Source organism: Crassaminicella thermophila, assembly GCF_008152325.1.
Lineage (GTDB): Bacteria > Bacillota > Clostridia > Peptostreptococcales > Thermotaleaceae > Crassaminicella_A > Crassaminicella_A thermophila.
Genome location: NZ_CP042243.1, coordinates 2,484,512 through 2,508,715, shown reverse-complemented (window position 1 = coordinate 2,508,715; position 24,204 = coordinate 2,484,512). Strand labels below are relative to the sequence as shown.

The 24,204-nt window shown below is 31.6% G+C and carries 21 protein-coding genes and 1 pseudogene; 18 read left to right on the top strand and 4 right to left on the bottom strand.

From position 1 onward, the window contains the following. The first annotated feature begins 62 nt into the window (after positions 1 to 62). The 15 genes from sigI (at position 63) to FQB35_RS12555 (ending at position 18,746) form a co-directional block, all read left to right on the top strand. Entirely contained in the window at positions 63 to 797 is a 735-nt protein-coding gene (gene sigI, locus FQB35_RS12625) for an RNA polymerase sigma-I factor (RefSeq protein ID WP_168198350.1), read from the top strand. Continuing rightward, positions 787 to 1,791, top strand: a complete 1,005-nt coding sequence (locus tag FQB35_RS12620; protein ID WP_168198349.1) for an anti-sigma factor domain-containing protein — start codon at positions 787 to 789, stop codon at positions 1,789 to 1,791. Before sigI ends, FQB35_RS12620 begins: the two co-directional genes overlap by 11 nt. A gap of 89 nt (positions 1,792 to 1,880) precedes the next feature. After that, on the top strand, positions 1,881 to 2,777 hold the full coding sequence (locus FQB35_RS12615; protein WP_168198348.1) for a copper amine oxidase N-terminal domain-containing protein: 897 nt from the start codon (positions 1,881 to 1,883) through the stop codon (positions 2,775 to 2,777). Between the two features lie 177 nt (positions 2,778 to 2,954). Beyond that, on the top strand, positions 2,955 to 4,514 hold the full coding sequence (locus FQB35_RS12610) for an amidohydrolase (protein WP_148810259.1): 1,560 nt from the start codon (positions 2,955 to 2,957) through the stop codon (positions 4,512 to 4,514). Between the two features lie 33 nt (positions 4,515 to 4,547). Next, positions 4,548 to 5,465, top strand: a complete 918-nt coding sequence (locus FQB35_RS12605; RefSeq protein ID WP_168198347.1) for an amidohydrolase — start codon at positions 4,548 to 4,550, stop codon at positions 5,463 to 5,465. Positions 5,466 to 5,508: 43 nt separating this feature from the next. Continuing rightward, positions 5,509 to 7,086 carry an AbgT family transporter gene (locus tag FQB35_RS12600; RefSeq protein WP_148810256.1) on the top strand — a complete coding sequence of 526 codons (1,578 nt, stop codon included), beginning with the start codon at positions 5,509 to 5,511 and terminating at the stop codon, positions 7,084 to 7,086. Between the two features lie 393 nt (positions 7,087 to 7,479). Continuing rightward, positions 7,480 to 9,009, top strand: a complete 1,530-nt coding sequence (gene hutH, locus FQB35_RS12595; RefSeq protein WP_148810254.1) for a histidine ammonia-lyase — start codon at positions 7,480 to 7,482, stop codon at positions 9,007 to 9,009. A gap of 74 nt (positions 9,010 to 9,083) precedes the next feature. Continuing rightward, complete coding sequence (locus FQB35_RS12590) at positions 9,084 to 10,388, top strand: Na+/H+ antiporter family protein (RefSeq protein WP_148810252.1); 1,305 nt, start codon at positions 9,084 to 9,086, stop codon at positions 10,386 to 10,388. Positions 10,389 to 10,504: 116 nt separating this feature from the next. After that, positions 10,505 to 11,341 (top strand): diaminopimelate epimerase, encoded by an 837-nt coding sequence (locus FQB35_RS12585; protein ID WP_148810251.1) that lies wholly within the window; start codon positions 10,505 to 10,507, stop codon positions 11,339 to 11,341. A gap of 131 nt (positions 11,342 to 11,472) precedes the next feature. Next, a complete protein-coding gene (locus FQB35_RS12580; RefSeq protein ID WP_148810250.1) occupies positions 11,473 to 13,155 on the top strand; it encodes a formate--tetrahydrofolate ligase in 1,683 nt (560 codons plus the stop codon). 80 nt (positions 13,156 to 13,235) lie between these two features. After that, positions 13,236 to 15,272, top strand: coding sequence for a urocanate hydratase (locus FQB35_RS12575; RefSeq protein ID WP_148810248.1), 2,037 nt, complete (start codon positions 13,236 to 13,238; stop codon positions 15,270 to 15,272). Between the two features lie 80 nt (positions 15,273 to 15,352). Continuing rightward, positions 15,353 to 16,258: a glutamate formimidoyltransferase gene (gene ftcD / locus FQB35_RS12570; RefSeq protein WP_148810247.1), complete on the top strand. Its 906-nt coding sequence runs from the start codon at positions 15,353 to 15,355 to the stop codon at positions 16,256 to 16,258. A 7-nt stretch (positions 16,259 to 16,265) separates the two neighbouring features. After that, on the top strand, positions 16,266 to 17,519 hold the full coding sequence (gene hutI, locus FQB35_RS12565; RefSeq protein ID WP_148810245.1) for an imidazolonepropionase: 1,254 nt from the start codon (positions 16,266 to 16,268) through the stop codon (positions 17,517 to 17,519). A 14-nt stretch (positions 17,520 to 17,533) separates the two neighbouring features. After that, complete coding sequence (locus FQB35_RS12560) at positions 17,534 to 18,151, top strand: cyclodeaminase/cyclohydrolase family protein (RefSeq protein ID WP_148810243.1); 618 nt, start codon at positions 17,534 to 17,536, stop codon at positions 18,149 to 18,151. A gap of 301 nt (positions 18,152 to 18,452) precedes the next feature. Further along, positions 18,453 to 18,746: a hypothetical protein gene (locus FQB35_RS12555; RefSeq protein WP_148810241.1), complete on the top strand. Its 294-nt coding sequence runs from the start codon at positions 18,453 to 18,455 to the stop codon at positions 18,744 to 18,746. Positions 18,747 to 19,022: 276 nt separating this feature from the next. Here the strand turns inward: FQB35_RS12555 and FQB35_RS16670 are convergent. Further along, positions 19,023 to 19,453 (bottom strand): annotated as a pseudogene (locus tag FQB35_RS16670) (IS6 family transposase); the annotation flags it as partial. Between the two features lie 139 nt (positions 19,454 to 19,592). On the opposite strand from FQB35_RS16670, the gene FQB35_RS12545 reads away from it, so the two are divergent. Together FQB35_RS12545 and FQB35_RS12540 are read left to right on the top strand one after the other, a co-directional pair. After that, positions 19,593 to 20,927, top strand: coding sequence for an S-layer homology domain-containing protein (locus FQB35_RS12545; RefSeq protein WP_168198346.1), 1,335 nt, complete (start codon positions 19,593 to 19,595; stop codon positions 20,925 to 20,927). A gap of 9 nt (positions 20,928 to 20,936) precedes the next feature. Then, complete coding sequence (locus FQB35_RS12540) at positions 20,937 to 21,149, top strand: hypothetical protein (protein ID WP_148810237.1); 213 nt, start codon at positions 20,937 to 20,939, stop codon at positions 21,147 to 21,149. Positions 21,150 to 21,327: 178 nt separating this feature from the next. On the opposite strand, the gene FQB35_RS12535 is transcribed toward FQB35_RS12540, so the two are convergent. From FQB35_RS12535 to FQB35_RS12525, 3 genes are all read right to left on the bottom strand, one after another. Then, a complete protein-coding gene (locus tag FQB35_RS12535; RefSeq protein WP_231701909.1) occupies positions 21,328 to 22,164 on the bottom strand; it encodes an IS3 family transposase in 837 nt (278 codons plus the stop codon). A 50-nt stretch (positions 22,165 to 22,214) separates the two neighbouring features. Next, positions 22,215 to 22,535 carry a helix-turn-helix domain-containing protein gene (locus FQB35_RS12530; protein ID WP_148810234.1) on the bottom strand — a complete coding sequence of 107 codons (321 nt, stop codon included), beginning with the start codon at positions 22,533 to 22,535 and terminating at the stop codon, positions 22,215 to 22,217. A 131-nt stretch (positions 22,536 to 22,666) separates the two neighbouring features. Then, positions 22,667 to 22,900, bottom strand: coding sequence for a helix-turn-helix domain-containing protein (locus FQB35_RS12525; protein ID WP_148810232.1), 234 nt, complete (start codon positions 22,898 to 22,900; stop codon positions 22,667 to 22,669). Positions 22,901 to 22,985: 85 nt separating this feature from the next. Here FQB35_RS12525 and FQB35_RS12520 point away from each other — a divergent pair, with 85 nt between their 5' ends. Continuing rightward, the gene (locus tag FQB35_RS12520; protein WP_148810230.1) at positions 22,986 to 23,891 is read left to right on the top strand and encodes a transposase; all 906 of its coding nucleotides are present in this window, start codon (positions 22,986 to 22,988) and stop codon (positions 23,889 to 23,891) included. Positions 23,892 to 24,204 lie beyond the last annotated feature (313 nt).

Here is a 24,204-nt window from a genome sequence, read left to right as displayed (position 1 = left end):
CTAAATTAGGTACCTAAATATAAAAAATTTGCGAATATCTATATACACGGAGGTGTATAACATTGGCGCGCCTATTCGATTTTTTTCGAAAAGATCCATTAACCAAAAGCCTAGAAAAAATTCAAAATGGAGATATAGAAGAAAGAGAAAAAATTATTGAATCATATATACCTTTTATCATAAAGACTGTATCTGATAAATTGAACAAATACATAGAATCTGAAAATAGTGAGGAGTATAGCATAGGAATCGAGGCTTTTAATGAAGCTATTGATAAGTACGAATCTTCTCGAGGAAGTTTTATAGCATTTGCAGAAATTGTTATAAAAAATAGGATTACGGATTATTTAAGAAAAAATAGAAAGCATCATAACGTTGTTTTTATGAGTCAATTTGAAGAAGATGAAACGAATAAGCTTCAAAAGCATTTGAGGACAGATGATTTTACTGAAAATTTTGCATTAAAAAGTGAAATAGAAGAATTTGAAAATAAATTAAAACAGTTTCGTATTACTTTTTCTGATTTAGTAAAGGAATCACCAAAGCATATAGATACTAGGGCAAATGGATTACGTATTGCAAAATTTATTGCAAGTAATGAAGATTTGAAAGAAGATTTGATACGAAAAAAAAGTCTACCGAGTAAAAAAATTATTGAAGAGTTAGGTGTTACTGCAAAAGTTTTAAAAAGAAGTAGAAAATTTATTATAGCTGCCGTCATTATATTGGATAGTAATTTAGATCAACTAAAGAACTATATAGCACAGACTAAGGGAGGTGCAAAAGGTGGTCTATAGAGGATGCGTTATAAAAATAGAAGATGATTTTGTAGTTGTTTTAACAGACAAAACACAATATATAAAGGTTAAAAAGAAAGATGGTTTAGATGTTGGAAAAAGGATTATTTTTGTAAAAGAAGATATTTATAAGGAGAAGAAAGTGACTTATAAAAGCTTTGGGATGATTGCTGCTATATTTATGGCAATGATTTTTTCTGTTACCTTAATAGGGAACTTAAATATAAGCTATGGGGCTGCAGCAGTAGTGAGTGTAGACATTAATCCGAGTATAGAGCTTGAAATCAATAAAAGAAATGAAGTAATAAAGGTGACTCCCTTAAATGAAGATGGAAAAGAATTAATTTGTGAAGAACTAAAGGGTAAGCTTATTGAGGAAGCCATATTTGTGATCATCACAAATGCAAAGCAGAAAAATTTTATTACAAAAGAAAAAAATTCAATTCTAATCTCTACAACTGTGATAAAGGATGATTTGAAAGAAAAAACGAAAGCTTTGGAAAATGCAATTGAGGAAAAGATCAAACAAGAGAAAAAATTAGATGGAATAAATATCATTTATGTAGAAGGAAATAAAAAGGATTTAAAAGAAGCAAAGAAACAGCAAATATCTATAGGAAAATATGAAGTTTATAAACAATCTAAAGAAAAGAACCCAAAGATCACATTGCAACAGATTAAGGATATGAAAGTACAAGAAATAGCTGAGAAAAGAATAGGAAAATTAAAAGTAAAAGAAGTAAAGATTCATAAAGATAAAAAGGATAAAAAGCTTGATGAAAAAATAGAGAATCATAAGAATGACATGAAAGAGATAAAAGAAGAAAAACGGTTGAAGCTGAAGAAGAAAAAAGATTCAAAAAAAGATAAGGCAGTAAAGGAAAAGAAGAAAAATTCATCAAAAGATGGTAGGAAAAAGAAAGAAGAACTGAGTAAAAAGAAAAAGAATAAAGAAAAATATACCAAATCTAATGAGTATCATAAAAATAATTAGAAAAAATTTATAGAAGGTACCTAAAAATAAAAATATGTACGTATCCTATGATAAACGATGAATTAAATAAAACAAAGGAGGAAAAAACAATGAATAATCAATTAAAAAAATTCGTTTCATTATCTATCATCACATCATTCGTTTTTGTGAGTCCATTTGGGGTGGTTGCAAAGGCTGAAAAACCAGAAAAAAAAGAAAGACCAAAAGTAACGGTTACAAGACATATAACAAAAGACCTAGCTAAAGAGATTAAAAAAGCAAAAAAAGCACGAAAGAAAGAACTAAAAAGAAAGCTTCGAAAAGAGGATATAAAAAAACAATTAGAAGAAATAATAAAAAGAGAGAAGCTTGAAGATGTACAAGGCTTATTAGTAGATATGAAAAGAGCAGAAATAGATTTAAAAGAAATAAAAGAAGAAATAAAAAAGATAAAATTAGAAATAAAAAGATTGATTAAAAAGAGATATTCAGAAGAAGAATTAATTCAGCTAAAGAGAAGAGCAGAAGAAATTATAGTACAAAATCCTAAAATAAAGGTGATTCCGGTAGAAAACATTATAAAAAGAAGAGGATATTTTAAATTTGATACACCACCTGTAATCAAGCAGGGAAGAACATTAATTCCAGTGAGAGCTATTACAGAGGGATTAGGAGCAAATGTTACATGGAATGGGGAAGAAAGAAAGGTGATTGTTAGTAAGGGAGATGTAGAAATTGTTTTTCAATTAGAGGATGGTAAAGTTTTTGTTAACGGAGAAGAAACAGCTATTGATGTGCCAGCTCAAATCATGAATAATAGAACGATTGTACCATTAAGATTTATTGCAGAAAATTTAGGGCTGAAGGTAGACTATGATAGCGATACTGGAATGATTGAAATTGATGAAGAAACAGATCAAGAGGAAAGCATTGAAGAAGATATAATTACTATAGAAGATATAGATGAAGAAGATACAGTTGTAGAAAATGTATATAAAAATGAATAATATAGAAAGATCAATTAAAAAACTTATGTTTATATATAATTAGAGGAACTCCTTAAATCAAAAGGGGTTCTTTTTTTACTTATGGATATAAAATTGAATGAATTTATTAATATTTAGAGCATATGATTACTTTAGAATCACTTTATTCGTAGATACATTTTACAAGGAGGTAATAAAGTGAGGGTACGAGTAGAAGATATTGCAAATCAATATAAAGATTTAATTATTAAATATAGGAGAGATATTCATCAATATCCAGAGCTAGGATATCAAGAATTTAGAACAGGCAATAAAGTAGCTAAGATTTTAGAAAAAATTGGGCTTGAAGTTTACACAGGAATAGGCAAAACAGGTGTAGTAGCATTACTAAGAGGAAAAAAGCAAGGCAGTACGATAGCGCTTAGAGCTGATATGGATGCTTTGCCAATAAAGGAGAAAACCAATCTTTCATACGCTTCAAAGAATGAAGGGATTATGCATGCTTGCGGACATGATATGCATACAGCCATATTACTTGGTGTTGCTTATGTACTTAAGGATTTAAAAGATGAATTAAAGGGCACTGTAAAATTTATATTTCAACCTGCTGAGGAAAATAATCCAACAGGTGGTGCTAAAAGGATGATCGAAGATGGCGTATTAGATAATCCAAAAGTAGATTTTATGTTAGGGTTACATGTTTGGCCAGCTTTAAAAACGGGAGAGGTTGGATTTAAAGAAGGTCCATTGATGGCAGCTTCTGATAGAATATTTATAAAAATCAAAGGAAATAGTGCGCATGGATCGATGCCTGAGCAAGGAATAGATGCAGGAGTGATTGCTGCTCAAGTAATACTAGCTATTCAAACAATCGTATCAAGAAACATAAGCTCTTTGGATTCGTGTGTTATTTCAATTGGCAAAATCAATGGTGGATATAGATATAATGTTATTCCAGATGAGGTTGTTCTAGAAGGAACTGTGAGAAATTTGAATCAAACAGTTAGAGAAAAGTTGCCAAAGAGGATGGAAATGTTAATAAATGGAGTTGTTAGTGGGATGGGTGGAACCTATGAATTTAAATATGTTTTTGGATATCCACCACTTATAAATAATAAAGTTTTGTCAATAAAAGTAGAAGAAAGCGTAAAAAAAATAATTGGCGGCCTAAATTTTGTAAGTATTTCAAAACCATCACTAGGAGGAGAAGATTTTGCTTTTTTTGCACAAAAAGTACCATCGGTATTTATGTGGTTAGGATGTAGACCTAAACATATTGATTTAGAAGATTTCCCTCCTATACATAATCCAAAATTCAATCCAGATGAAGAGGCTCTTCAAATAGGTGTTAAATCTAGAACGGCTAAAAGAAATGTATCTATAGATGATACTCTTATTAAAGAGCTTAAAAAACATAAAACAAGGCAAAATAAATTAAAACTTACCTCTTGGCATGATGAAGATTTTGTCTTTACTAAAATAATAAACTATCCAGGGTACCCAGAAACTCCTAAGCAAATAGAACTAAAAATGGCTCAAATTCTTAAAAAGTCAAACATAGCTACATTATTAACTCCACATGGTTTACGTCACACTCATGCCTCTTTACTAGCTCAAGCTGGGGTAAGACTTCAAGAAATCATGGATAGGCTAGGTCACCAAGATGATAACATTACTAGAAACATATATCTTCATGTAACTAAAGACATGAAAAAAGAGGCCTTGCAAAAGTTTTCAAAACTCATGCAAAACCTCTAATGTTAGCAAAATGTTAGCATCATCATTCTTCTCTTGCTCAAATCTGTTAGTTTCAACAGATTTGAAAGTTTATTACATCATTCCTGGCATGCTGCCATAGGACTTGGATTAGCGAATATATTAATGGATATAAAGGATCAATTAACAGGAAAAGTAAAGCTGATTTTTCAACCTGCTGAAGAAGGTGTAAGAGGAGCTAAGGCTATTGTTGAAAAAGGAGTGTTAGATGATGTTGATTATTTTTTAAGTGGACATATAGGTTTTAGTACTTCAACTGGAAAAATTGTAGCCAACCCATGGGGTTTTTTGTGCACAACAAAGTTAGATGTTACTTATATTGGAAAGGGAGCACATGCAGGGGTAGCACCAAATGATGGAAACAATGCATTGCTTGCAGCTTCAAGTGCCGTACTTAATCTTTATGCTATTCCACCTCACAAAGATGGACCAACTAGGATTAATGTAGGTATTTTACAGGCTGGAGTAGGCAGAAATATAGTAGCACCTAAAGCTTTTATGGAGATTGAAACAAGAGGCTTAAACACTACATTGAATCAATATATGTATGAAAAGGCAATGAAAATAATAAAACACACTGCTACTATGTATGATGTTTCTTATAAGATTGAAAAAATGGGTGAAGCTGTGGACTGTGTTTCTGACCAAGAACTTATTGATTTGGTGATCGCAAAGGCAAAAGATATTGAGGGGGTTGATGAAATTGAGAGAGAAATGTATTTTGGAGGAAGTGAAGATGCAACGCTAATGATGAGAAGAGTACAACAAAGGGGGGGCAAATCTATTTATATTTTACTTGGAACAGAAATAAAAGCACCACATCATAATGAATGGTTTGATTTTGATGAATCTATATTAAGTATAGCAGTAAATCTCTTTGAAAGTTTAGTTAGATCCTTAAATATATCTAATAAGAATAGAAGGGAGGGTTAAAGAGCAATTACCAAATTCTAAAATAGGATAAAGGGGGATAATTATGGGAAAAGCAGTAAAAAGCAATAAAAAGAATACACGATTTTCGAAGTTTATTAAAGGCATAGAAATTGTTGGAAATAAACTTCCACATCCATTTACTTTATTTGTAGGATTGACTGTTATTGTATTAATTTTATCCTTTATTCTTGCTAAATTAGGGGTAACTGTTACATATTTAGCTGCTTCAAAAAATGCTACAGAAGCACCAAAAGAAAAAATTGTAGTGGTTAAGAATTTGCTAAGCTATGCAGGTATGAGACCGTTTTTTGAAAATTTTGTAAAGACTTATGTAGGATTTGCGCCTTTAGGATTAATTATGACAATGATGCTTGGTATAGGAATGGTAGAGCAAACAGGACTTATTAATGCTTTTATGAGAAAAACTATCTTAGGAGCACCTTCTTATATGGTAACAGCAGTGTTAGCCATAGTTGGGATCAATGCAAATCTAGCTTCTGATGCAGGTATGATTTTTACCGCTGCTATAGGTGGTGCATTATTTAAAGCATTAGGACGTAATCCAAAGGTAGGTATTGTTTCAGGATTTGCAGCTGCTTCAGGAGGATTTACAGCTAATTTTTTAATTGCAGGAACAGATGCTCTTTTAGCAGGGATTACTGAATCAGCAGCAAAGGGAATGGGGATTGAAGCTCCAACTCATCCACTCATAAACTGGTATTTCATGATAGCTGCAACAGTAGTAATTACATTTGTAACTACATTCGTTACTGAAAGATTTACCACAAAATTTTTAGGGGATAGCACAGATGAGAAAGATCAATCTATATTGCAGCAACATACTGTAACAGAATTAGAAACAAAAGGATTAAGATCTGCAGCAGTAGCAGCAGTATTATATATTATTTTTATACTTATTTTAACTGTACCAGAATTTTCATTTTTTAGAAATGAAGAAGGAAATATATTGCCTAAATCTACTCTTACGAAAGGAATTGTTCCCATTCTATTCTTTTTCTTCTTTATTGTTGGTGTTACCTATGGTAAGGTTGTTGGCGTAATAAAGTCTGAAAAAGATATTCCTAAATTAATGCAAAAGGGTTTATCAGGCTGCTTAAGCTTTTTAGTTGTTGCCCTTCCAGCTTCTATGTTTGTTTATTTATTTAAAGAAAGTAATTTAACGACTATTTTAGCTGTAAATGGTGCAGAATTTTTAAAGAGCTTAAATCTTGGAGGAATCCCATTAATTATTATGTTTATCATACTTTCTACATTTATTAATCTATTCTTAACAAGTGGTTCAGCTAAATGGCTAATATTAGGGCCAATATTTGTTCCTATGTTTGCTATGTTGGGATTATCGCCAGCTCTTACACAGCTTGCTTATAGAATTGGGGATTCGTCAACTAATATTATATCTCCTCTTTCTTATTATATACCTGTTGTAATCGGTTTAATGGATCAATATAAAACTAATGAAGACGAACAAAATGGAATTGGTACAGTTATATCTTTGATGATGCCTTATTCTATTGCGTATCTTATAGCATTTACAGCATTATTGATTATTTGGTATTTATTAAAATTATCAATAGGTCCTGGCGTATCCATGTTTATGTAATGTATAGAGAAAACCCTACTTGTAAAAAACAGGTAGGGTTTTTAAAAGAATAAAAATGTATAAATATACATTAATTGATAAAGTTCAACAAATGATAGTAAGCTAGCAGAATTCAGAAAAATTAAAAAACAAATCGCTTTAAAGTATTAAAACACAACGGTTGTAAAGTGTTGATTTTACGTAATGCTTTATCGTAAAAAAGCGATAACGCTGGAACTTGTTTTAATATATATTAAAAAAATTGACAGAATATGCAAAGCAGATATATAATAACATCATAAGCAATAATAATCAGAAAAATTAAAAGAGTACAAAGAGAAATAAAAGTTAAAACAAAAAGAATAATGCAATGATACATAAGTATAGAAGAATAAAGAAAAAGGAGATGGCAATATGAAAAAAGTATTTATTGATGGGGATAGTTTAACTTTACAAGATGTAGTAAATGTGGCAAGAAAAGGTTTTAGTGTGGAATTGACAGATGAAGCACTAAAGAAGGTAAAAAAATCAAGAGCATATGTAGATAAACTTGTAGAAGAAGAAAAAGTAGTGTATGGTATAACTACTGGATTTGGTAAATTTAGTGATGTAAGTATTTCAAAAGATGAAGCAAAGGATTTACAAAGAAACTTAATTGTTAGTCATGCTTGTGGCGTAGGAAAACATTTTCCAGAGGATATTGTAAGAGCTATTATGCTTTTAAGAGCAAATGCTTTGGCAAAGGGCTTCTCAGGAATTCAACCAAAAACATTAGAAACCCTAATTGAGATGATTAACAAAGGTGTACATCCAGCCATTCCAGAAAAAGGGTCTTTAGGAGCAAGTGGAGATTTAGCACCTTTAGCACACATGGTACTTCCTTTAATTGGAGAAGGAGAAGCTTACTATGAGGGGCAATTAATGTCAGGGAAAGAAGCTATGGAAAAAGCAGGAATTGAACCGGTAGTATTGACTTCTAAAGAAGGACTAGCTCTTATTAATGGTACACAAGTATTAACTGCTGTAGGGGCATTAACTGCTTATGATGCGAAGAACCTAGCAAAATTAGCAGACATTTCTGCATCTTTAACAGTAGAGGCACTAAATGGAATTACAGATGCATATGACAAAAGAGTACATGAAGTAAGACCACATACAGGACAAATAAATACGGCTAAAAACTTTTTAAATATACTTGAAGGCAGTGAAAGAACGACTAGACAAGGAGAAATAAGAGTACAAGATGCATATACATTAAGATGCTTACCACAAATTCATGGGGCAAGTAAAGATGCTATCCAATATGTTTTAGATAAGGTTGCGATTGAAATAAATGCAGCAACAGACAATCCTTTAATCTTTGCAGATGATGAATACGCTATATCTGGAGGAAACTTCCATGGACAACCAATGGCATTGACTTTTGATTTCTTAGGAATTGCTATTGCGGAATTGGCAAATGTTTCTGAAAGAAGAATTGAAAGATTAGTAAATCCACAGCTAAGTGGTCTTCCAGCATTCTTAACACAAAAAGGAGGACTTCATTCAGGGTTTATGATTGCGCAATATGCAGCAGCAGCACTTGTATCTGAAAATAAAGTGTTAGCGCATCCTGCGAGTGTTGACTCCATTCCATCTTCAGCAAACCAAGAAGATCATGTAAGTATGGGAACAATTGCAGCTAGAACGGCAAGAGATATTTATTACAATGCAAGCAGAGTGATTGCAATTGAGTTAATTGCAGCAGCACAAGCTATTGATTTTGAAACTGCTGATAAAAAACTAGGAAAAGGAACAAAAGTTGCATATGATAAAATACGTGAAGTAGTTGAAACATGGGGTGATGATAGAATTATGTATAAAGACATCAATAAATCTGCAGAATTAATTGATGATAATAGTATTGTAGAAGCAGTAGAAGCAGTTATTGGTGAATTAAATTAAGTATTACCTACGAAACATTTTAGTAAAAACTAAAATGTTTCGTAGGCTATTATATATAAAAAAGGAGGAATCATATGTTAACAAATCCAGTTGTACTTTCAGTAATTATCATGAGTGTTTTATGTTTACTCAAACTCAATGTTATCCTTTCTTTGATCATTGCAGCAATTGCAGGTGGACTGATTGCAGGAATTCCACTTGGTGATGTTATGGGAACATTAGTTGGTGGAATGGGTGGAAATGCAGAGACTGCTCTTAGTTATATTCTTTTAGGAGCATTAGCAGCTGCAATTCACAAAACTGGTCTTGCTACGATCTTATCGAAAAAAATTGCAAGTACAATTAAAGGAAAAGGAACAGCTTTATTAGTTCTTATTGCAATTATTTCATGTTTTTCACAAAATTTGATTCCAGTACATATTGCATTTATTCCAATTTTAATCCCTCCGTTGTTAAGTGTTATGAACAAATTAAAAATTGATAGAAGAGCGGCAGCGTGTGCTCTTACTTTTGGACTTAAAACGCCTTATATTGCACTTCCGGTAGGATTTGGATTGATTTTCCATGGTATTATTGCTGATCAAATGACGCAAAACGGGATGGAAATTGCAAAAATGGATGTATGGAAAGGCTTATGGCTTCCTGGAATCGGAATGGTTATTGGTTTATTTATAGCATTATTTGTTTCATATAGAAAACCAAGAGAATATAAAATGGAAAATGCTATGGAAGAAGTAGCAGTTACATCAGAAGAAGTAAAACTTACAACAGCACATTTTGCTGCATTGGCAGGAGCAATAGCAGCATTAGTAATTCAGTTAACAATTGGATCTTTGCCACTTGGTGCTATTGTAGGTTTGGCTATTATGACTATATTTGGAGCAATTAAATTCAAAGATCTTGATGAATTAATGAGTAGTGGTATTGGCATGATGGGATTTATTGCATTTGTTATGTTGGTTGCTTCAGGATATGGTGCAGTAATTAGAGAAACTGGTGGAGTAGAAGCTTTAGTAAATGCTACTGCAGGTATGGTTGGAGGAAGTAAATTATTAGCTGCAATTGTAATGATTATATTAGGATTAATTATTACAATGGGAATTGGTACATCATTTGGAACAATTCCAATTATTGCAGTAATTTATGTACCTCTTTGTCTAAAAGTAGGCTTTAGCCCATTAGCAACTGCCGTTTTAATTGGTACTGCTGCAGCATTAGGGGATGCTGGTTCACCTGCATCTGATAGTACATTAGGACCAACATCTGGACTAAATGCAGATGGACAGCATGATCATATTTGGGATACATGTGTACCTACTTTTTTACATTACAACATTCCTCTTGTAATATTTGGAGTAATAGGAGCATTGATATTTTAATTTTTAGCAAAACTAAAGGGAGCTCATTCTCTAAGGAGGATGAGCCTTATTTATTGAATATTTTCAGAAAAGTGATATGATTTTAAAGGGGAGTATTCAAAAGGGGGAAATGGGTTATGAAACTAAACTTTATTAAGACAAATCCAACAGAAAATATGACTGTATTTGTTGTGGATCAAATTCCTCGATCTAAGTATATTGAAGTAGCACAGAAAATTATGAATTACAATAGTATTCATGCTGAACAAGTTGGATTCATAGAAAAATCTTCTGATGTGAATAATAACGCTTGTGTAAGACTTCACATGATGGGGGGTGAATTTTGTGGGAATGCCACAAGGGCATTAGCTGCTACTTTAGCATACAAGGATCATTGTACAATTGATAAATTGAAAGACAAGATGATTATACCATTAGAAGTTTCTGGTGCAGATGAGATAATTTATTGTGAAGTAGAAGCTACTAATGATAATACAAGATTTATTTCTAGTGCTACCATGCCATTACATAAGGGAGTAGAGAGTTGTAAAATAGAATATAATGAAAATATTTATGAAGGAACACTGGTTCATTTTTCTGGAATTATTCATTTTATTGTAAATAGTAGAAGAATTGAGTCAAAAGAAGCATTCTTTTTAAAAGTAAAAGAAAAACTAAATGACTTAGAATATGATGCACTTGGCATAATGTTTTATAATGAAGAAGATATATATATAGAACCTTTAGTTTATGTTAGGGAAACAGAAAGTCTTGTTTGGGAAAGAGGATGTGGATCAGGAACTGCAGCTTTAGGTGTAGCACTTTCTCATCAATTTAAAAAGAGTGTAGATGTTGTTGTAAAGCAACCGGGTGGAGAGCTAAAGATAATAACAAAATGGAATGGCAATGATGTTGAATATATTAATTTAAAGGGAATAGTAGAAATTGTAGCAGAAGGTATAGTACATATATAAGTTTTTATATTGTAAAAAATAAAAAAATACATATTATTTTCATTTATTTTATTATATAGACGTTTTGTAGACGGAATGCCTTTATAATAAAGTTAAGAAAAAGAAATTAAAAAATAAAAGGAGTGGGAAATATGTCAGTAAAAGTTCCGAGCGATATAGAGATCGCACAACAAGCGAAAATGTTACCGATTGCAGAACTTGCAAAAGAGTGGGATATTTTAGAAGATGAATTAGAATTATACGGAAAATATAAAGCGAAAATTTCTTTAGATATATTCAAAAGATTGCAAGATAAAGAGGATGGAAAACTTATATTAGTAACAGCAATAAATCCAACCCCAGCAGGAGAAGGAAAATCTACTACATCAGTTGGACTTGGGCAAGCATTAAACAAAATTGGGAAAAAAGCTGTTATTGCATTAAGAGAGCCATCATTAGGACCGGTATTTGGAGTAAAAGGTGGAGCAGCAGGTGGTGGATATGCACAAGTAGTTCCTATGGAAGATATTAACCTTCACTTTACAGGAGATATGCATGCTATTACAACAGCAAACAACTTATTATCAGCAGCTATTGACAATCATATTCATCAAGGAAATCAATTAAGAATTGATGCAAGACAAATAGTTTGGAAAAGAGTATTAGATATGAATGATCGTAGTTTAAGGCAAGTAGTTGTAGGGCTTGGACCTAAAGGAAATGGATTTGTACGTGAAGATGGATTTATGATTACAGTTGCTTCAGAGGTTATGGCAGTATTATGTCTTGCAAATGATTTAATGGATTTAAAAGAGCGTTTTGGAAAAATGATTGTAGCATATAACATGGATGGAGATCCAGTAACTGCAGCAGACCTTGGGGTACATGGTGCAATGGCAATGTTGTTTAAGGATGCTATAAAGCCTAACCTTGTGCAAACTTTAGAAAATACACCAGCATTAATTCATGGTGGACCTTTTGCAAATATTGCTCATGGCTGCAATAGTATTATGGCAACAAAATTAGGATTGAAATTAGGAGAATATCTCATTACAGAAGCAGGCTTTGGAGCAGATTTAGGAGCTGAAAAATTCTTAGATATTAAATGTAGATATGGAGGGCTTAAGCCAGATGCAGTAGTAGTTGTTGCAACAATCAGAGCCCTTAAGATGCATGGAGGTGTAGACAAGAAAGAGCTAGGAGAAGAAAATTTAGAAGCTCTTGATAGAGGATTTGCAAATTTAGAAAAACAAGTTGAAAATGTTAGAAAATTTGGTTTACCAGTAATGGTAGCTGTGAATAGATTTGTAACGGATACAGAAGCTGAAATCCAATTATTGATTAAAAAATGTGAAGAAGCAGGTGTAGAAGTTGCGTTAAATGAAGTATGGGCAAAAGGTGGAGAAGGCGGTATTGAGATGGCTCAAAAACTTATTAGTTTAGTTGAAAGGGAAGAGTCAAATTACAAGCCTCTTTATGATATGGAAGAATCTATTCCAGAAAAAGTAAACAAAATTGTAACTGAAATTTATGGTGGAAAAGGTGTTGTGTTTACAGCAGCAGCGAAAAAACAAATTAAGAAGCTTGAAGAATTAGGATTAGATAAGCTTCCAATTTGTATGGCAAAAACACAATATTCTTTATCAGATAATCCAAAGCTTTTAGGAGCACCAAAAGATTTTGAAATTACAGTAAGAGAAGTAAAAGTATCTGCTGGTGCAGGATTTATTGTTTGCTTGACTGGAGATGTTATGACAATGCCTGGACTTCCTAAGGTTCCATCTGCAAACAGAATGGATATTGATGAAAGGGGACAAATCATAGGATTGTTCTAAGAAAAAACTAAAATACATTAGGAAAGCCTGAAATAAGGCTTTCCTAAAAAATGAAATGATAAACTAAAGGAGGAATATAGATGCTTTCAAATTATGATGTATCTAAAGCAATGACTATTAAATTAGATCCAGTATTACCAGAATATCCAAAATTTGTTGAAGGGATTAGACGTGCACCGAAAAGGGAATTTACATTAACAAAAGAGGAAACAGAACTTGCACTTAAAAATGCCCTTCGTTATGTTCCAGAAGAATTACATGAACAATTAGCGCCAGAATTTTTAGAAGAATTATTAACAAGAGGAAGAATTTATGGATATCGTTTTCGCCCAGAGGGAAATATTAAAGCAAAGCCAATAGATGAATATAAAGGAAAATGTATTGAGGGAAAAGCTTTTCAAGTAATGATTGACAATAACTTAGATTTTGATATTGCATTATATCCTTATGAATTGGTTACATATGGAGAAACAGGAAGAGTATGTCAAAACTGGATGCAATATAGATTAATTAAAAAATACTTAGAAGAACTTACACAAGATCAAACATTAGTTATTATGTCAGGACATCCACTAGGATTATTCCATTCAAAACCAGATGCACCAAGAGTAATTATTACAAATGGGTTGATGGTTGGTATGTTTGATGATTTAGAAAACTTCAATAGAGCAGCAGCATTAGGCGTTGCAAACTATGGACAAATGACTGCTGGGGGATGGATGTATATTGGACCACAAGGAATTGTACATGGAACATATAGTACAATATTAAATGCAGGAAGATTAAAGCTAGGAATTCCAAATGATGGTGATTTAAGAGGAAAGTTATTTGTAACATCAGGGCTTGGTGGTATGAGTGGTGCTCAAGGAAAAGCAGTAGAAATTGCAAATGGAGTAGGGATTATTGCAGAAGTTGATTATTCAAGAATTGAAACAAGATATACTCAAGGATGGGTTAGCAAAATTGCAAATACTCCTGAAGAAGCATTTAAGATTGCAAAAGAATATATGGAAAAAGAAGAGCCTTGTGCAATTGCATTCCATGGCAATATTGTAGACTTGCTAGAATATGCAGTTGAAAATGATATTCATATAGATTTATTATCTGATCAAACTTCTTGCCATGAAGTATATACAGGAGGATATTGTCCACAAGGAATTACATTTGAAGAAAGAACAGAATTACTTGCAACTGACAAAGCTAAGTTTAAAGAATTGGTTGATAAAACATTAAAGTCTCATTATGAAGCAATTAAAAAATTAACTGAAAGAGGAACTTACTTCTTTGATTATGGAAATGCGTTTATGAAGTCTATCTATGACTCAGGAATAAAGGAAATTTCTAAAAATGGAAGAGATGACAAAGATGGATTTATTTGGCCTTCTTATGTAGAAGATATATTAGGACCACAATTATTCGATTATGGATATGGACCATTTAGATGGGTATGCTTAAGTGGAAAACATGAAGATTTATTAAAAACAGATATGGCCGCAATGGAGGTTATTGATCCAGAAAGAAGATATCAAGACAGAGACAACTGGGTATGGATTAGAGATGCAGATAAAAATAAATTAGTTGTAGGAACACAAGCAAGAATTCTTTATCAAGATGCATTAGGAAGAATGAATATAGCTCTTAAATTTAATGAAATGGTAAGAAAAGGTGAAATTGGACCTGTTATGTTAGGTCGTGACCATCATGATACAGGTGGAACAGATTCACCATTTAGAGAAACTTCAAATATAAAAGATGGAAGTAACATTATGGCAGAACAAGCAACACATATTTTTGCAGGAAATGCAGCTCGTGGTATGAGCTTAATTGCACTACACAATGGTGGTGGAGTAGGTATTGGTAAATCTATCAATGGTGGATTTGGTATGGTTCTAGATGGAAGTGAAAGAGTTGATAATATACTAAGATCTTCAATGCCTTGGGATGTAATGGGTGGAGTTGCAAGGCGTGCTTGGGCAAGAAATGAAAATGCTGTTTCTACATGCGTAGAATACAATGAAACAATGAAAGGAAGAGATCATATAACTCTACCATATATTCCAAAAGAAGATTTAGTAAAAGGTTTAGTAGAGGAAGCTTGGAATAAACTAGAGAAGTAAATATATAGGTAGAGGAGACATTTTCTCTTCTACCTTATAAATTACATATATAACTAAGGAATAGATGAGGAGGAAGGAAAATGGCAGATGTTAAAAAAATCGTAGAATGTGTAGTAAATTATAGTGAAGGTAGAGATTTAGATAAAATAGAAAAAATTGTTGAACCATATAGAGGAAAAGAAGGGGTTAGACTTTTAAACTATGAAGCAGACAAAGATTATAATAGAGTGGTTGTTACTGTAATGGGTGAACCACAAGCTGTAAAGAATGCAGTAGTTGAATCAGTAGGAGTTGCTACAGAACTAATTGATATGACAAAGCACCAAGGAGAACATTCTAGAATGGGAGCAACTGATGTTGTACCTTTTATACCGATTAAAAATATGAGTATGACAGAAGCAGTAGAACTTGCAAAGGAAACAGCAAAAGAGATTAATGAAAAATATGATATTCCAGTATTTTTATATGAAAAAGCTGCAAGCAAACCTGAAAGAGAAAATCTTGCAAAAGTTAGAAAAGGACAATTTGAAGGAATGCCTGAAAAACTAAAAGAATCTGAATGGGAACCAGACTTTGGAAAAAGAGAAATCCATCCAACAGCAGGGGTTACAGCAGTAGGAGCAAGAATGCCACTAGTAGCATACAATATTGACTTGGATACACAAAATATTGAAATCGCGAACAAAATTGCAAGAGCTATTAGACATTCAAGTGGTGGATTCAGATACATTAAAGCTGGCGGTGTTGAAATAAAGGAAAGAGGAATTACACAAGTAACAATGAATATTACTGATTATACAAAAACTTCTATTTACAGAGTATTTGAAACTGTAAAGATGGAAGCAAAAAGATATGGAGTAAATGTACTTGGAAGCGAAATTATAGGACTTGTACCAATGGAAGCGTTAATTGACAGTGCAGCATATTATTTAGGTCTATATGGTTTTTCAATGGATAAAGTAATTGAAACAAATTTAATGGAGTAGTGAAATTATGAAAAAAAATATAATTATAAAAAATGCTGCACAAGTTGTAACGTGTAGTGGATTTGCTGCAAAGCATGGAAAAGAAATGTCTAAGCTGCATGTTATTGAAAATGGTACGGTCATAATTGAAGATGGCATAATTAAAGCTGTTGGAAAGAGTGATGATGTTTTAAAAAATATAGATGAATCGAAATATAATGTAATAGATGCAACTGAAAAAGCAGTCTTACCAGGATTTGTTGATTCTCATACACACTTTGTATTTGGTGGATACCGTGCAGAGGAATTTGGCTGGAGACTCCGTGGAGATAGCTATATGGATATTATGAAAAGAGGCGGAGGAATTATTAATTCTGTGGAAGGAACAAGAAATGCATCTAAAGAGGAATTGATAAAACTTGGAAAGAAAAGATTAGATTCTATGTTATCTTTTGGTGTAACAACGGTAGAAGGAAAAAGTGGATATGGATTAGATTTAGACACAGAAATTAAGCAATTAGAAGTTATGGAAGAGTTAGATAAAATGCATCCACTAGATATTGTAAAAACATATTTAGGAGCTCATGCAGTACCAAAAGAGTACAAAGGAAGAGAAGATGAATTTATTGATGAAATCATAGAAAAGCATCTTCCGGAAATAGTTGAGAGAAATTTAGCGGAGTTTTGTGATATATTTTGTGAACAAAATGTGTTTTCTATTCAGCAGTCAAGAAGGCTTTTAAGCAAAGCTAAGGAAATGGGAATGAAACTTAAAATCCATGCAGATGAAATAGTACAATTAGGTGGTGCTGAATTAGCAGCAGAGGTTGGATGTGTATCAGCAGATCATTTGCTTCAAGCATCCGATAAAGGAATTGAAGATATGGCAGAAAAAGGAGTTGTTTCAACGATTTTACCATGTACTGCATTTAGTTTGAAAGAAGAATTTGCTCGTGCGAGATATATGATTGATAAAAATTGTGCAGTTGCATTGGCTACAGACTTAAACCCAGGAAGCTGCTTTACAGAATCAATTCCTTTGGTGTTTGCACTTGCTACTTTATATATGAATATGACAATAGAAGAGGCGATTACAGCCCTTACAATTAATGGTGCTGCGGCTGTAGGGCGAGCAGATCAAATTGGTAGTATTGATGTAGGGAAAAAAGGAGATATTGTTATTTTAGAGTTTCCATCATATCATTTTATCCCTTATCATATTGGGGTAAGTACAGTCGAAAAAGTTGTAAAAGATGGAATATTGGTATTTGATAAAGAATAATAGGGGGAAAGATTATGTTAGTAGATATGAATTTAAAAGCTTTTTTAGATAAAACAGCTTCTAGTGACCCGGTTCCTGGTGGTGGAAGTATAGCAGCACTAGGGGGAGCCATTTCAGCAGCATTAACAGAAATGGTTGCAGCTTTAACAATTGGGAAAAAGAAATATGTAGAAGTAGAAGAAGAAATGAAAGAAGTTGCAAAAGCTGCATTAGAATTTAGAAATAAGTTTGTAGATGATATAGATAGAGATTCAGATGCATTTAACGAAGTAATGGCAGCCTTTAAGCTACCAAAAGAAACAGAAGAAGAAAAGGAAAAAAGAAAAGCAGCAATTCAAGAAGCTACAAAAAAAGCAGCATTAGTTCCTCTTGAAGTAGCGAAAGATGCATTTAAGATTATGGAAGTTATTGAAAAGGTTGTAGTAAAAGGAAATCAAAATGCAGTTACAGATGGAGCTGTAGCAGCTATGATGGCAAGAACAGCAGTTCTTTCTGCATTATATAACGTTAAAATAAATTTAGGTTCTATTAAGGATGAAGCATTTGTAGAGAAAGTAACAAAAGAAGTAGAAGTTCTCGAAGCAAATGTTGAAAAAGTAGAAAAAGATATTTTATCAAAAGTGGTTCTTTAATTTTTAAGAAAAAATTTCTAAGCTTCATAATTTCTAAAAATCCTAAAGCACCTAATTAAGACATCCTGTCTTATAGGTTGTTGGCTTAGCGTTCATGCTAAGCCTATGGATTTTTCTAAAACTTTTCGTTAAGTTTTCTTTGCTAAAGATTTTCAATTATAAATTTTTATTTTTGTATCCATCATTTAGTTGATGGATATTTATTTTTGTTGGCTCTATGTTAATAGTTGAGATGAATTTTTATTATATGAGGGTATGGTAATCTGAAACATACCTAATATCAATTAAAGGGTTGGTTTATATGGATTATAAATTGAAAAATGTTTTTAAATTTATGTATTTTATTATACAGCAGATAACAGTTGGAATTATGTATTGGGTTGTACATAGTTATTATAATACGTGCAACAGTACAGAATATAAGCTTTTGTTAAGTATTGTTTTTATAGTTAGCGTAATTATCCCTAATATACAGAATAATGATAGATTAATAAAAAATAGAATAATTATTTTATTATTAGAAACAAGTATTGCTATTATAGTATTTAGTGTTTTATATTCAAAAATTGGAGTTCCTATTATTATATTTGAATAATACAAAAAATTAGGTTAGTACCAGTAACGGTGTTACCAGACGAAAAGTATTTACTAAAATATAATTTAAAAACAAAATTGGAATTTGGCTATTAAAATTTCGACTCTGTAAACTAAATATGAAAAAATAGCACAATGATTTATACAATTGCTTCAGATTTTGCTCTTAAAATAGTAAAAGCTTGTCTGAGAATGTTTCAAGGGTAAAATGAACGTATTTATGTACGCCTTATTACAATTTACAGAACGACCTTTTGAAATACAACTAAGCGAAATTAAAACCTTGCTTAGTTTTATACCAAGCTTTAAATTGATGATGTAAGGATTAGATTATTTGGGATATCATCTTTAAAGCTTTCTGTTTGACATTCTGACCTAGAGAAGCCTTTACAGGAACATTGTATGCACTGTAGCGACATTTACAAGTTCCTAAGCTTTTATAGACTAAAGGCTTGTGAGGAATCTCTATGTGGTGACAAATGAAAACCTAAAAAAAGGTATAAGCTCTAAAGATTTAAAATCTATTTTACCCTTAAGCTTAGACATAGAAGCAGGTAAGGTGCATGTAGGTTTAGATACAAACATAGAGTGATTACATTTTTTATCACAACAGCGATAATTAGAATAGTAATCATAGTCGTGGTGAAGAAAAGTAGCCTTGTCACATACATGGTACTTAGGATAATTTTGTATTTGTCTAACTACTGGTATAATTTTTTGCATGAGGATCTCATCCTTTCTGGGAGGTAATTGTTTTCTTGCAAAAACATTGTACCACAGAGGGTTTGGGGTCCTCAATTTTCATTTAAGTTTACAAATCGAAATTAAATAAATGGAGGTAAAAACAATGAAAAAATATATAAGTCTTTTATTAGTAATAATGATTATGTGTATGCCTATTACAAGCTTTGCAAATCCACTTACTGATACAATTACTAATGTAGTTGAAAAAGGAACAAATGTAGCAAAGGATATAGCAGTAAAAACTGTAGAAAATGGAGCAGATACTATTAAAAAGGTAACGAATTTTGCAGTAATGTCTATAGCTGATATTATAAAAGCCTTTACGGACATAGCAACACATTGGGCGAAGAACTTTATTGCACAATTAGTAAAGGATGGAGTTGTTAGTGGTTATCCAGATGGAACATTTAGACCAGATGCAAACATAAAAGTATCAGAGTTTACTGTATTGGTACTTAAAGCAAATAATATTGAAATTGAAAAAGCAGAAGGTGTTTGGTATCAAGGAGTAGTAAATACTGCGATTAATCATGGAATTATAAAGAAAAGTGAATTTAATAACTATGATAGATATATAAACAGAGGGGAAATGACAAGAATGATTATTCGTGCTTTAGGGGAGATACCAAGCACAGGGAAAACTAATTTTGCAGATGATAGTCAAATACCTTCACACTTAAAGGGATATGTTAAAAAAGCAGTAGAGTTAGGTATCATTGGAGGATACCCAGACAATACATTTAAGCCTTATGGTAATGCAACAAGAGCAGAATCAACAGTAGTAATTCAAAAAATGAGAGACATAAAAAATGGCACTCTTAAACCAAACGAACCAAAACCACCTATAGAAGAAAAGCCTGTAGTAACAGATCCTGTACCAATTACTAAAATGCCACAAAGACTATATGATATGAAGGCAAAGTCAATATTTAGTGATTCTACGGATATTAAAGAATTAAATAAAATGGTTGATGAAATGTCAGGAATGTATATAAAACAATCTAAGGATTTCATACCTATTTATTATGGATTTAACTATAAAGACTACTCTGATTTTAAAGACAAGTGTAAATATTATATGGCAGGAAAATGGAGTTATAAAGATGAAGATGAAATTTTATTTACAGACGAATATTTAGATAAAATAATTCAAGATAGAGTTAAAAATGAGATTATACAAGAGGCAAGATTTTTTACAGAGGATAAGTTAGTATACATAAATGAAAGAGGAGATACAGCGGTAAGGGGAATTATGCAGTTTAGATACCTAAGTGGCAAGAATTTACCTAGTGGAGTAGAAGTAGGTAAATGGTATGAACAGGATGTAGAAATACTTTGGTATGAACCACTTTTAAATCCACAACAGAATAACTGGAAACATACAGATTCACTTTACTGTGGTATAAAATTTATTAGTCAACCAAGAGAAATAAAGTAGTTGGTATTAATGAAGAAAAGATTAGTATCTTTAATAATGATATGGGTATTGCTATTTCCACTAGCAGTACCTTTAACTGTATATGCAGATGGTGGTAGGGAAGATGTTAAAATAAAACCTGTTAAAGAGAATGGTGTATGGAGACAAAAGTTAATGTTTACTATAGACTATACTGTTTCCTCTGTCCCTAAGGTTTTAGATTTTAGTGGTTTTAGTTTTTAGGTTTTTTTTAGGTTTTAGTTTTTTAGTTTTTTAGGGACAGTTAATTATTATTTGAATTGCTGAATAAAATCGAAAAAAATACAAAAACTACTCCTAGATTGAATATGCCCCTGTCAAGTAGACAGTGGAAAAAATAAAAAGGAATTGCGCTAATCGTACTTTACGGTTAGCGTGATTTTTATGCAACATTACATAGGTATTGTCTGTATTCTAAAGGTGTCATACAACCAAGACGTTTTTGATATCTGTGATTATTGTAGTATTCAATGTAATTAGTTACTGCTGTTTCTAATTCTTCATAAGTATAGAATTTTCTTAAATAGTACATCTCTGATTTCAGCATACCCCAGAATGCTTCCATTGGTCCGTTGTCAATACATCGTCCAACTCGGGACATGCTCTGAATCATTTCTGATTTATCCAACTTCTTTCGAAATATTTTTGATGTATACTGAAATCCACGATCACTATGAAAAATAGGCTTTTCATCTGGATAATTCTCATGTGCAAGATCAAATGTTTTAAATACTAAAGGATTGTTATTAGATTTACCAATCACAAAAGAAACTACGCTTTTATCCGATAGATCAATTATTGCACTTAAGTATGCTTTTTGATTATTGCCATATTTAAATTCCGTAACATCTGTAACCCACTTCTGACCAAACTTATCTGCTTTAAAGTTTCTATTTAAAATGTTTTCCGCTATAACTTCAGGAGTTGACTTAATATATTTTTTCTTCTTCTTTCGACATACCGACTTTAGGCCTAAAATAGTCATTAAGCGATAAATTCTCTTATGATTTACTCTAAAATTGTTCTCTCTGTTTAGTTTAATTGTCATTTGGCGATAGCCAAGAATACCATCTCGTTCTTCATAGGCTTCTTGAATTAAAGGTATAAGTTTTTTGTTAAAGTTCTCATTTTTACTCTCTTTACGATTCAACCATTTATAATAAGATGACCTTTGAACACCAGCTATTTCACATAGTGTAAAAATTGGATATAACTGTATATCATGTAATTCTTTAATTGCTAAATAGTAGGTTTCATTTCTTACTTGGCTTAAAATCGCCTCCTTTCTATTTCTTCTAACTTTTTTAAAAAATTAATCTCCATTTGTTGCCTTTTATTTTGAGCTTCCAGAAGTTTGTTTAGTGCTCTAAGCTTTTCAATCTCTGACAATTCATTTGCATTTTTCTGTTTGCCACGTTTATCTTTTAATGCCTCAACACCAGATTCCTCATATTTTTTAGTCCATGAATAGACTTGATGATATGATACTTTATATTTATCTGCAGTTTTACTATAGCTGTTCTGATGTTCAATGCAGTGTTTAACAATTTCTATTCTTTCATTAAAATTAGTTTTACGTCCGTTGGCCATGACTTTTATCTTCTCCTATTCCTGATGATTTTTAACTCTTCATGACCATTATACTTTATAATCCACTTAAGAACAGTTGTATGTGAGGGAATCTTAAATTTTTTGCAATGTCATATATCGAACTGTCACCCTCAAGATATGCTTTTAATAACAGTAATTTTAAATTCTTTTGAATAGAAATTATTATGAGACTTATTCATTAATGCTTCTTTACCCATTGATTGATAGTTTACAATCCATTGTCTAAATGAGTTTCTAGTTACACCATATTTAGATGCAATTGATGTTTGTGATCCTACATTATTTAAATATTCTTCAACTGCTTTAATTTTTAGTTCGTAATCTATTTTACCTTTTCTGCCCATAAGAAAATGCTCCTCCTTCAATAAACAGTTTTTTTATTTTAACTGTCCACTTCAAGGGGAGCATATCAAAAAAGGAGTAGTTTTTATGCCAAGATGTGCAAGAGTCAAAACAGAAGGCAGTATTTTTCATATAATGATAAGAAGTATCAGTGAAATAAATTTATTCAATGATGATGAAGATAAATTAAAATATTTTGCTTTAATAAAAAAGTATATATTAAAGTTTCAATTTAAGGTTTATGCATATTGCCTTATGGATAATCATGGACATCTTATTATTGATGTTAATGGTGGAGATATTTCAAGAATCATGCATTCTATCAATTTTTCATATGCCCAATATTATAATAGAAAATATAAAAGGCATGGGCATGTTTTTCAAGATCGTTTTAAAAGCAGAATAGTAAATGATGATAAATATTTAATTGTATTATCAGCATATATTCATAATAATCCAAAGGACATACCAGGATATAGAAATAATTTGATAAATTATAGATTTTCAAGTCTGAAGGAATATGTAAAGGGCACTAATGAATTTGAAATATTAGATAAATCTTTTTTAGAGGATATTTTAAATTTAGCGAATAGAAAAAATATGAAAACTTATTTGTCCTTAGTATATAAATCAGATACTATAAATGAAGAATTAGACGTAGAATTTGAAAAGAAAAACTGTGAATATAGAAGTGAAAGAAAAATATTAGCAAGGGATTATACCCCTGAAAAAGTCATAAAATTTATAGCAGATTATATTCAGTGTGATAAGAGGAAAGCGCGTATTAAGTACGATAAAAGCTGCATAGAGATAAGGGCCTTGTGCGTATTTTTTATGAGATGTTTTTGCAATTATACCCAAAAACAAATTTGTAGTGTAATAGGTAATTTAACCCAATCAAGAGTATCAAAGCTATCTTCTATAGGAATTGATATAATATTAAATACTGAAAAATATAGTAGCATAATAGATGATTTTATAAAGAGTGCCTAAAATAAAGTCGTTAGGCTTTTTTGTGATGTAAAAATTTAGAATTAAAACAAATCCCCGTTATTTTTAGCAAAGATAATGACGGGGATTTGTTTTTTGTTGATTAAATTGAATGTGATCCTAATGAATTAACCGTCCCAACTTTCCAACTTTCGTTTTAGACTATACATACTACCAAATGTAGAATATATGATACACATAGAACTGAAAATTAGCAACAAAAAAAAATGTAGACTAAATATAATTTTCTTCCACAAAAATTATATTTAGTCAATGATCATTAATTCGGCACATTAAACTTCTGCTGAAACACCCT

Excerpts from the sequence above, each read along its gene's own strand:
- FQB35_RS12615 (WP_168198348.1), top strand. The coding sequence starts at position 1,881 with ATGAATAATCAATTAAAAAAATTCGTTTCATTATCTATCATCACATCA.
- FQB35_RS12600 (WP_148810256.1), top strand. The coding sequence starts at position 5,509 with ATGGGAAAAGCAGTAAAAAGCAATAAAAAGAATACACGATTTTCGAAG.
- hutH (WP_148810254.1), top strand. The coding sequence starts at position 7,480 with ATGAAAAAAGTATTTATTGATGGGGATAGTTTAACTTTACAAGATGTA.
- FQB35_RS12590 (WP_148810252.1), top strand. The coding sequence starts at position 9,084 with ATGTTAACAAATCCAGTTGTACTTTCAGTAATTATCATGAGTGTTTTA.
- FQB35_RS12585 (WP_148810251.1), top strand. The coding sequence starts at position 10,505 with ATGAAACTAAACTTTATTAAGACAAATCCAACAGAAAATATGACTGTA.
- FQB35_RS12580 (WP_148810250.1), top strand. The coding sequence starts at position 11,473 with ATGTCAGTAAAAGTTCCGAGCGATATAGAGATCGCACAACAAGCGAAA.
- FQB35_RS12575 (WP_148810248.1), top strand. The coding sequence starts at position 13,236 with ATGCTTTCAAATTATGATGTATCTAAAGCAATGACTATTAAATTAGAT.
- ftcD (WP_148810247.1), top strand. The coding sequence starts at position 15,353 with ATGGCAGATGTTAAAAAAATCGTAGAATGTGTAGTAAATTATAGTGAA.
- hutI (WP_148810245.1), top strand. The coding sequence starts at position 16,266 with ATGAAAAAAAATATAATTATAAAAAATGCTGCACAAGTTGTAACGTGT.
- FQB35_RS12560 (WP_148810243.1), top strand. The coding sequence starts at position 17,534 with ATGTTAGTAGATATGAATTTAAAAGCTTTTTTAGATAAAACAGCTTCT.
- FQB35_RS12555 (WP_148810241.1), top strand. The coding sequence starts at position 18,453 with ATGGATTATAAATTGAAAAATGTTTTTAAATTTATGTATTTTATTATA.
- FQB35_RS12545 (WP_168198346.1), top strand. The coding sequence starts at position 19,593 with ATGAAAAAATATATAAGTCTTTTATTAGTAATAATGATTATGTGTATG.
- FQB35_RS12540 (WP_148810237.1), top strand. The coding sequence starts at position 20,937 with ATGAAGAAAAGATTAGTATCTTTAATAATGATATGGGTATTGCTATTT.
- FQB35_RS12530 (WP_148810234.1), bottom strand. The coding sequence starts at position 22,535 with ATGGCCAACGGACGTAAAACTAATTTTAATGAAAGAATAGAAATTGTT.
- FQB35_RS12525 (WP_148810232.1), bottom strand. The coding sequence starts at position 22,900 with ATGGGCAGAAAAGGTAAAATAGATTACGAACTAAAAATTAAAGCAGTT.
- FQB35_RS12520 (WP_148810230.1), top strand. The coding sequence starts at position 22,986 with ATGCCAAGATGTGCAAGAGTCAAAACAGAAGGCAGTATTTTTCATATA.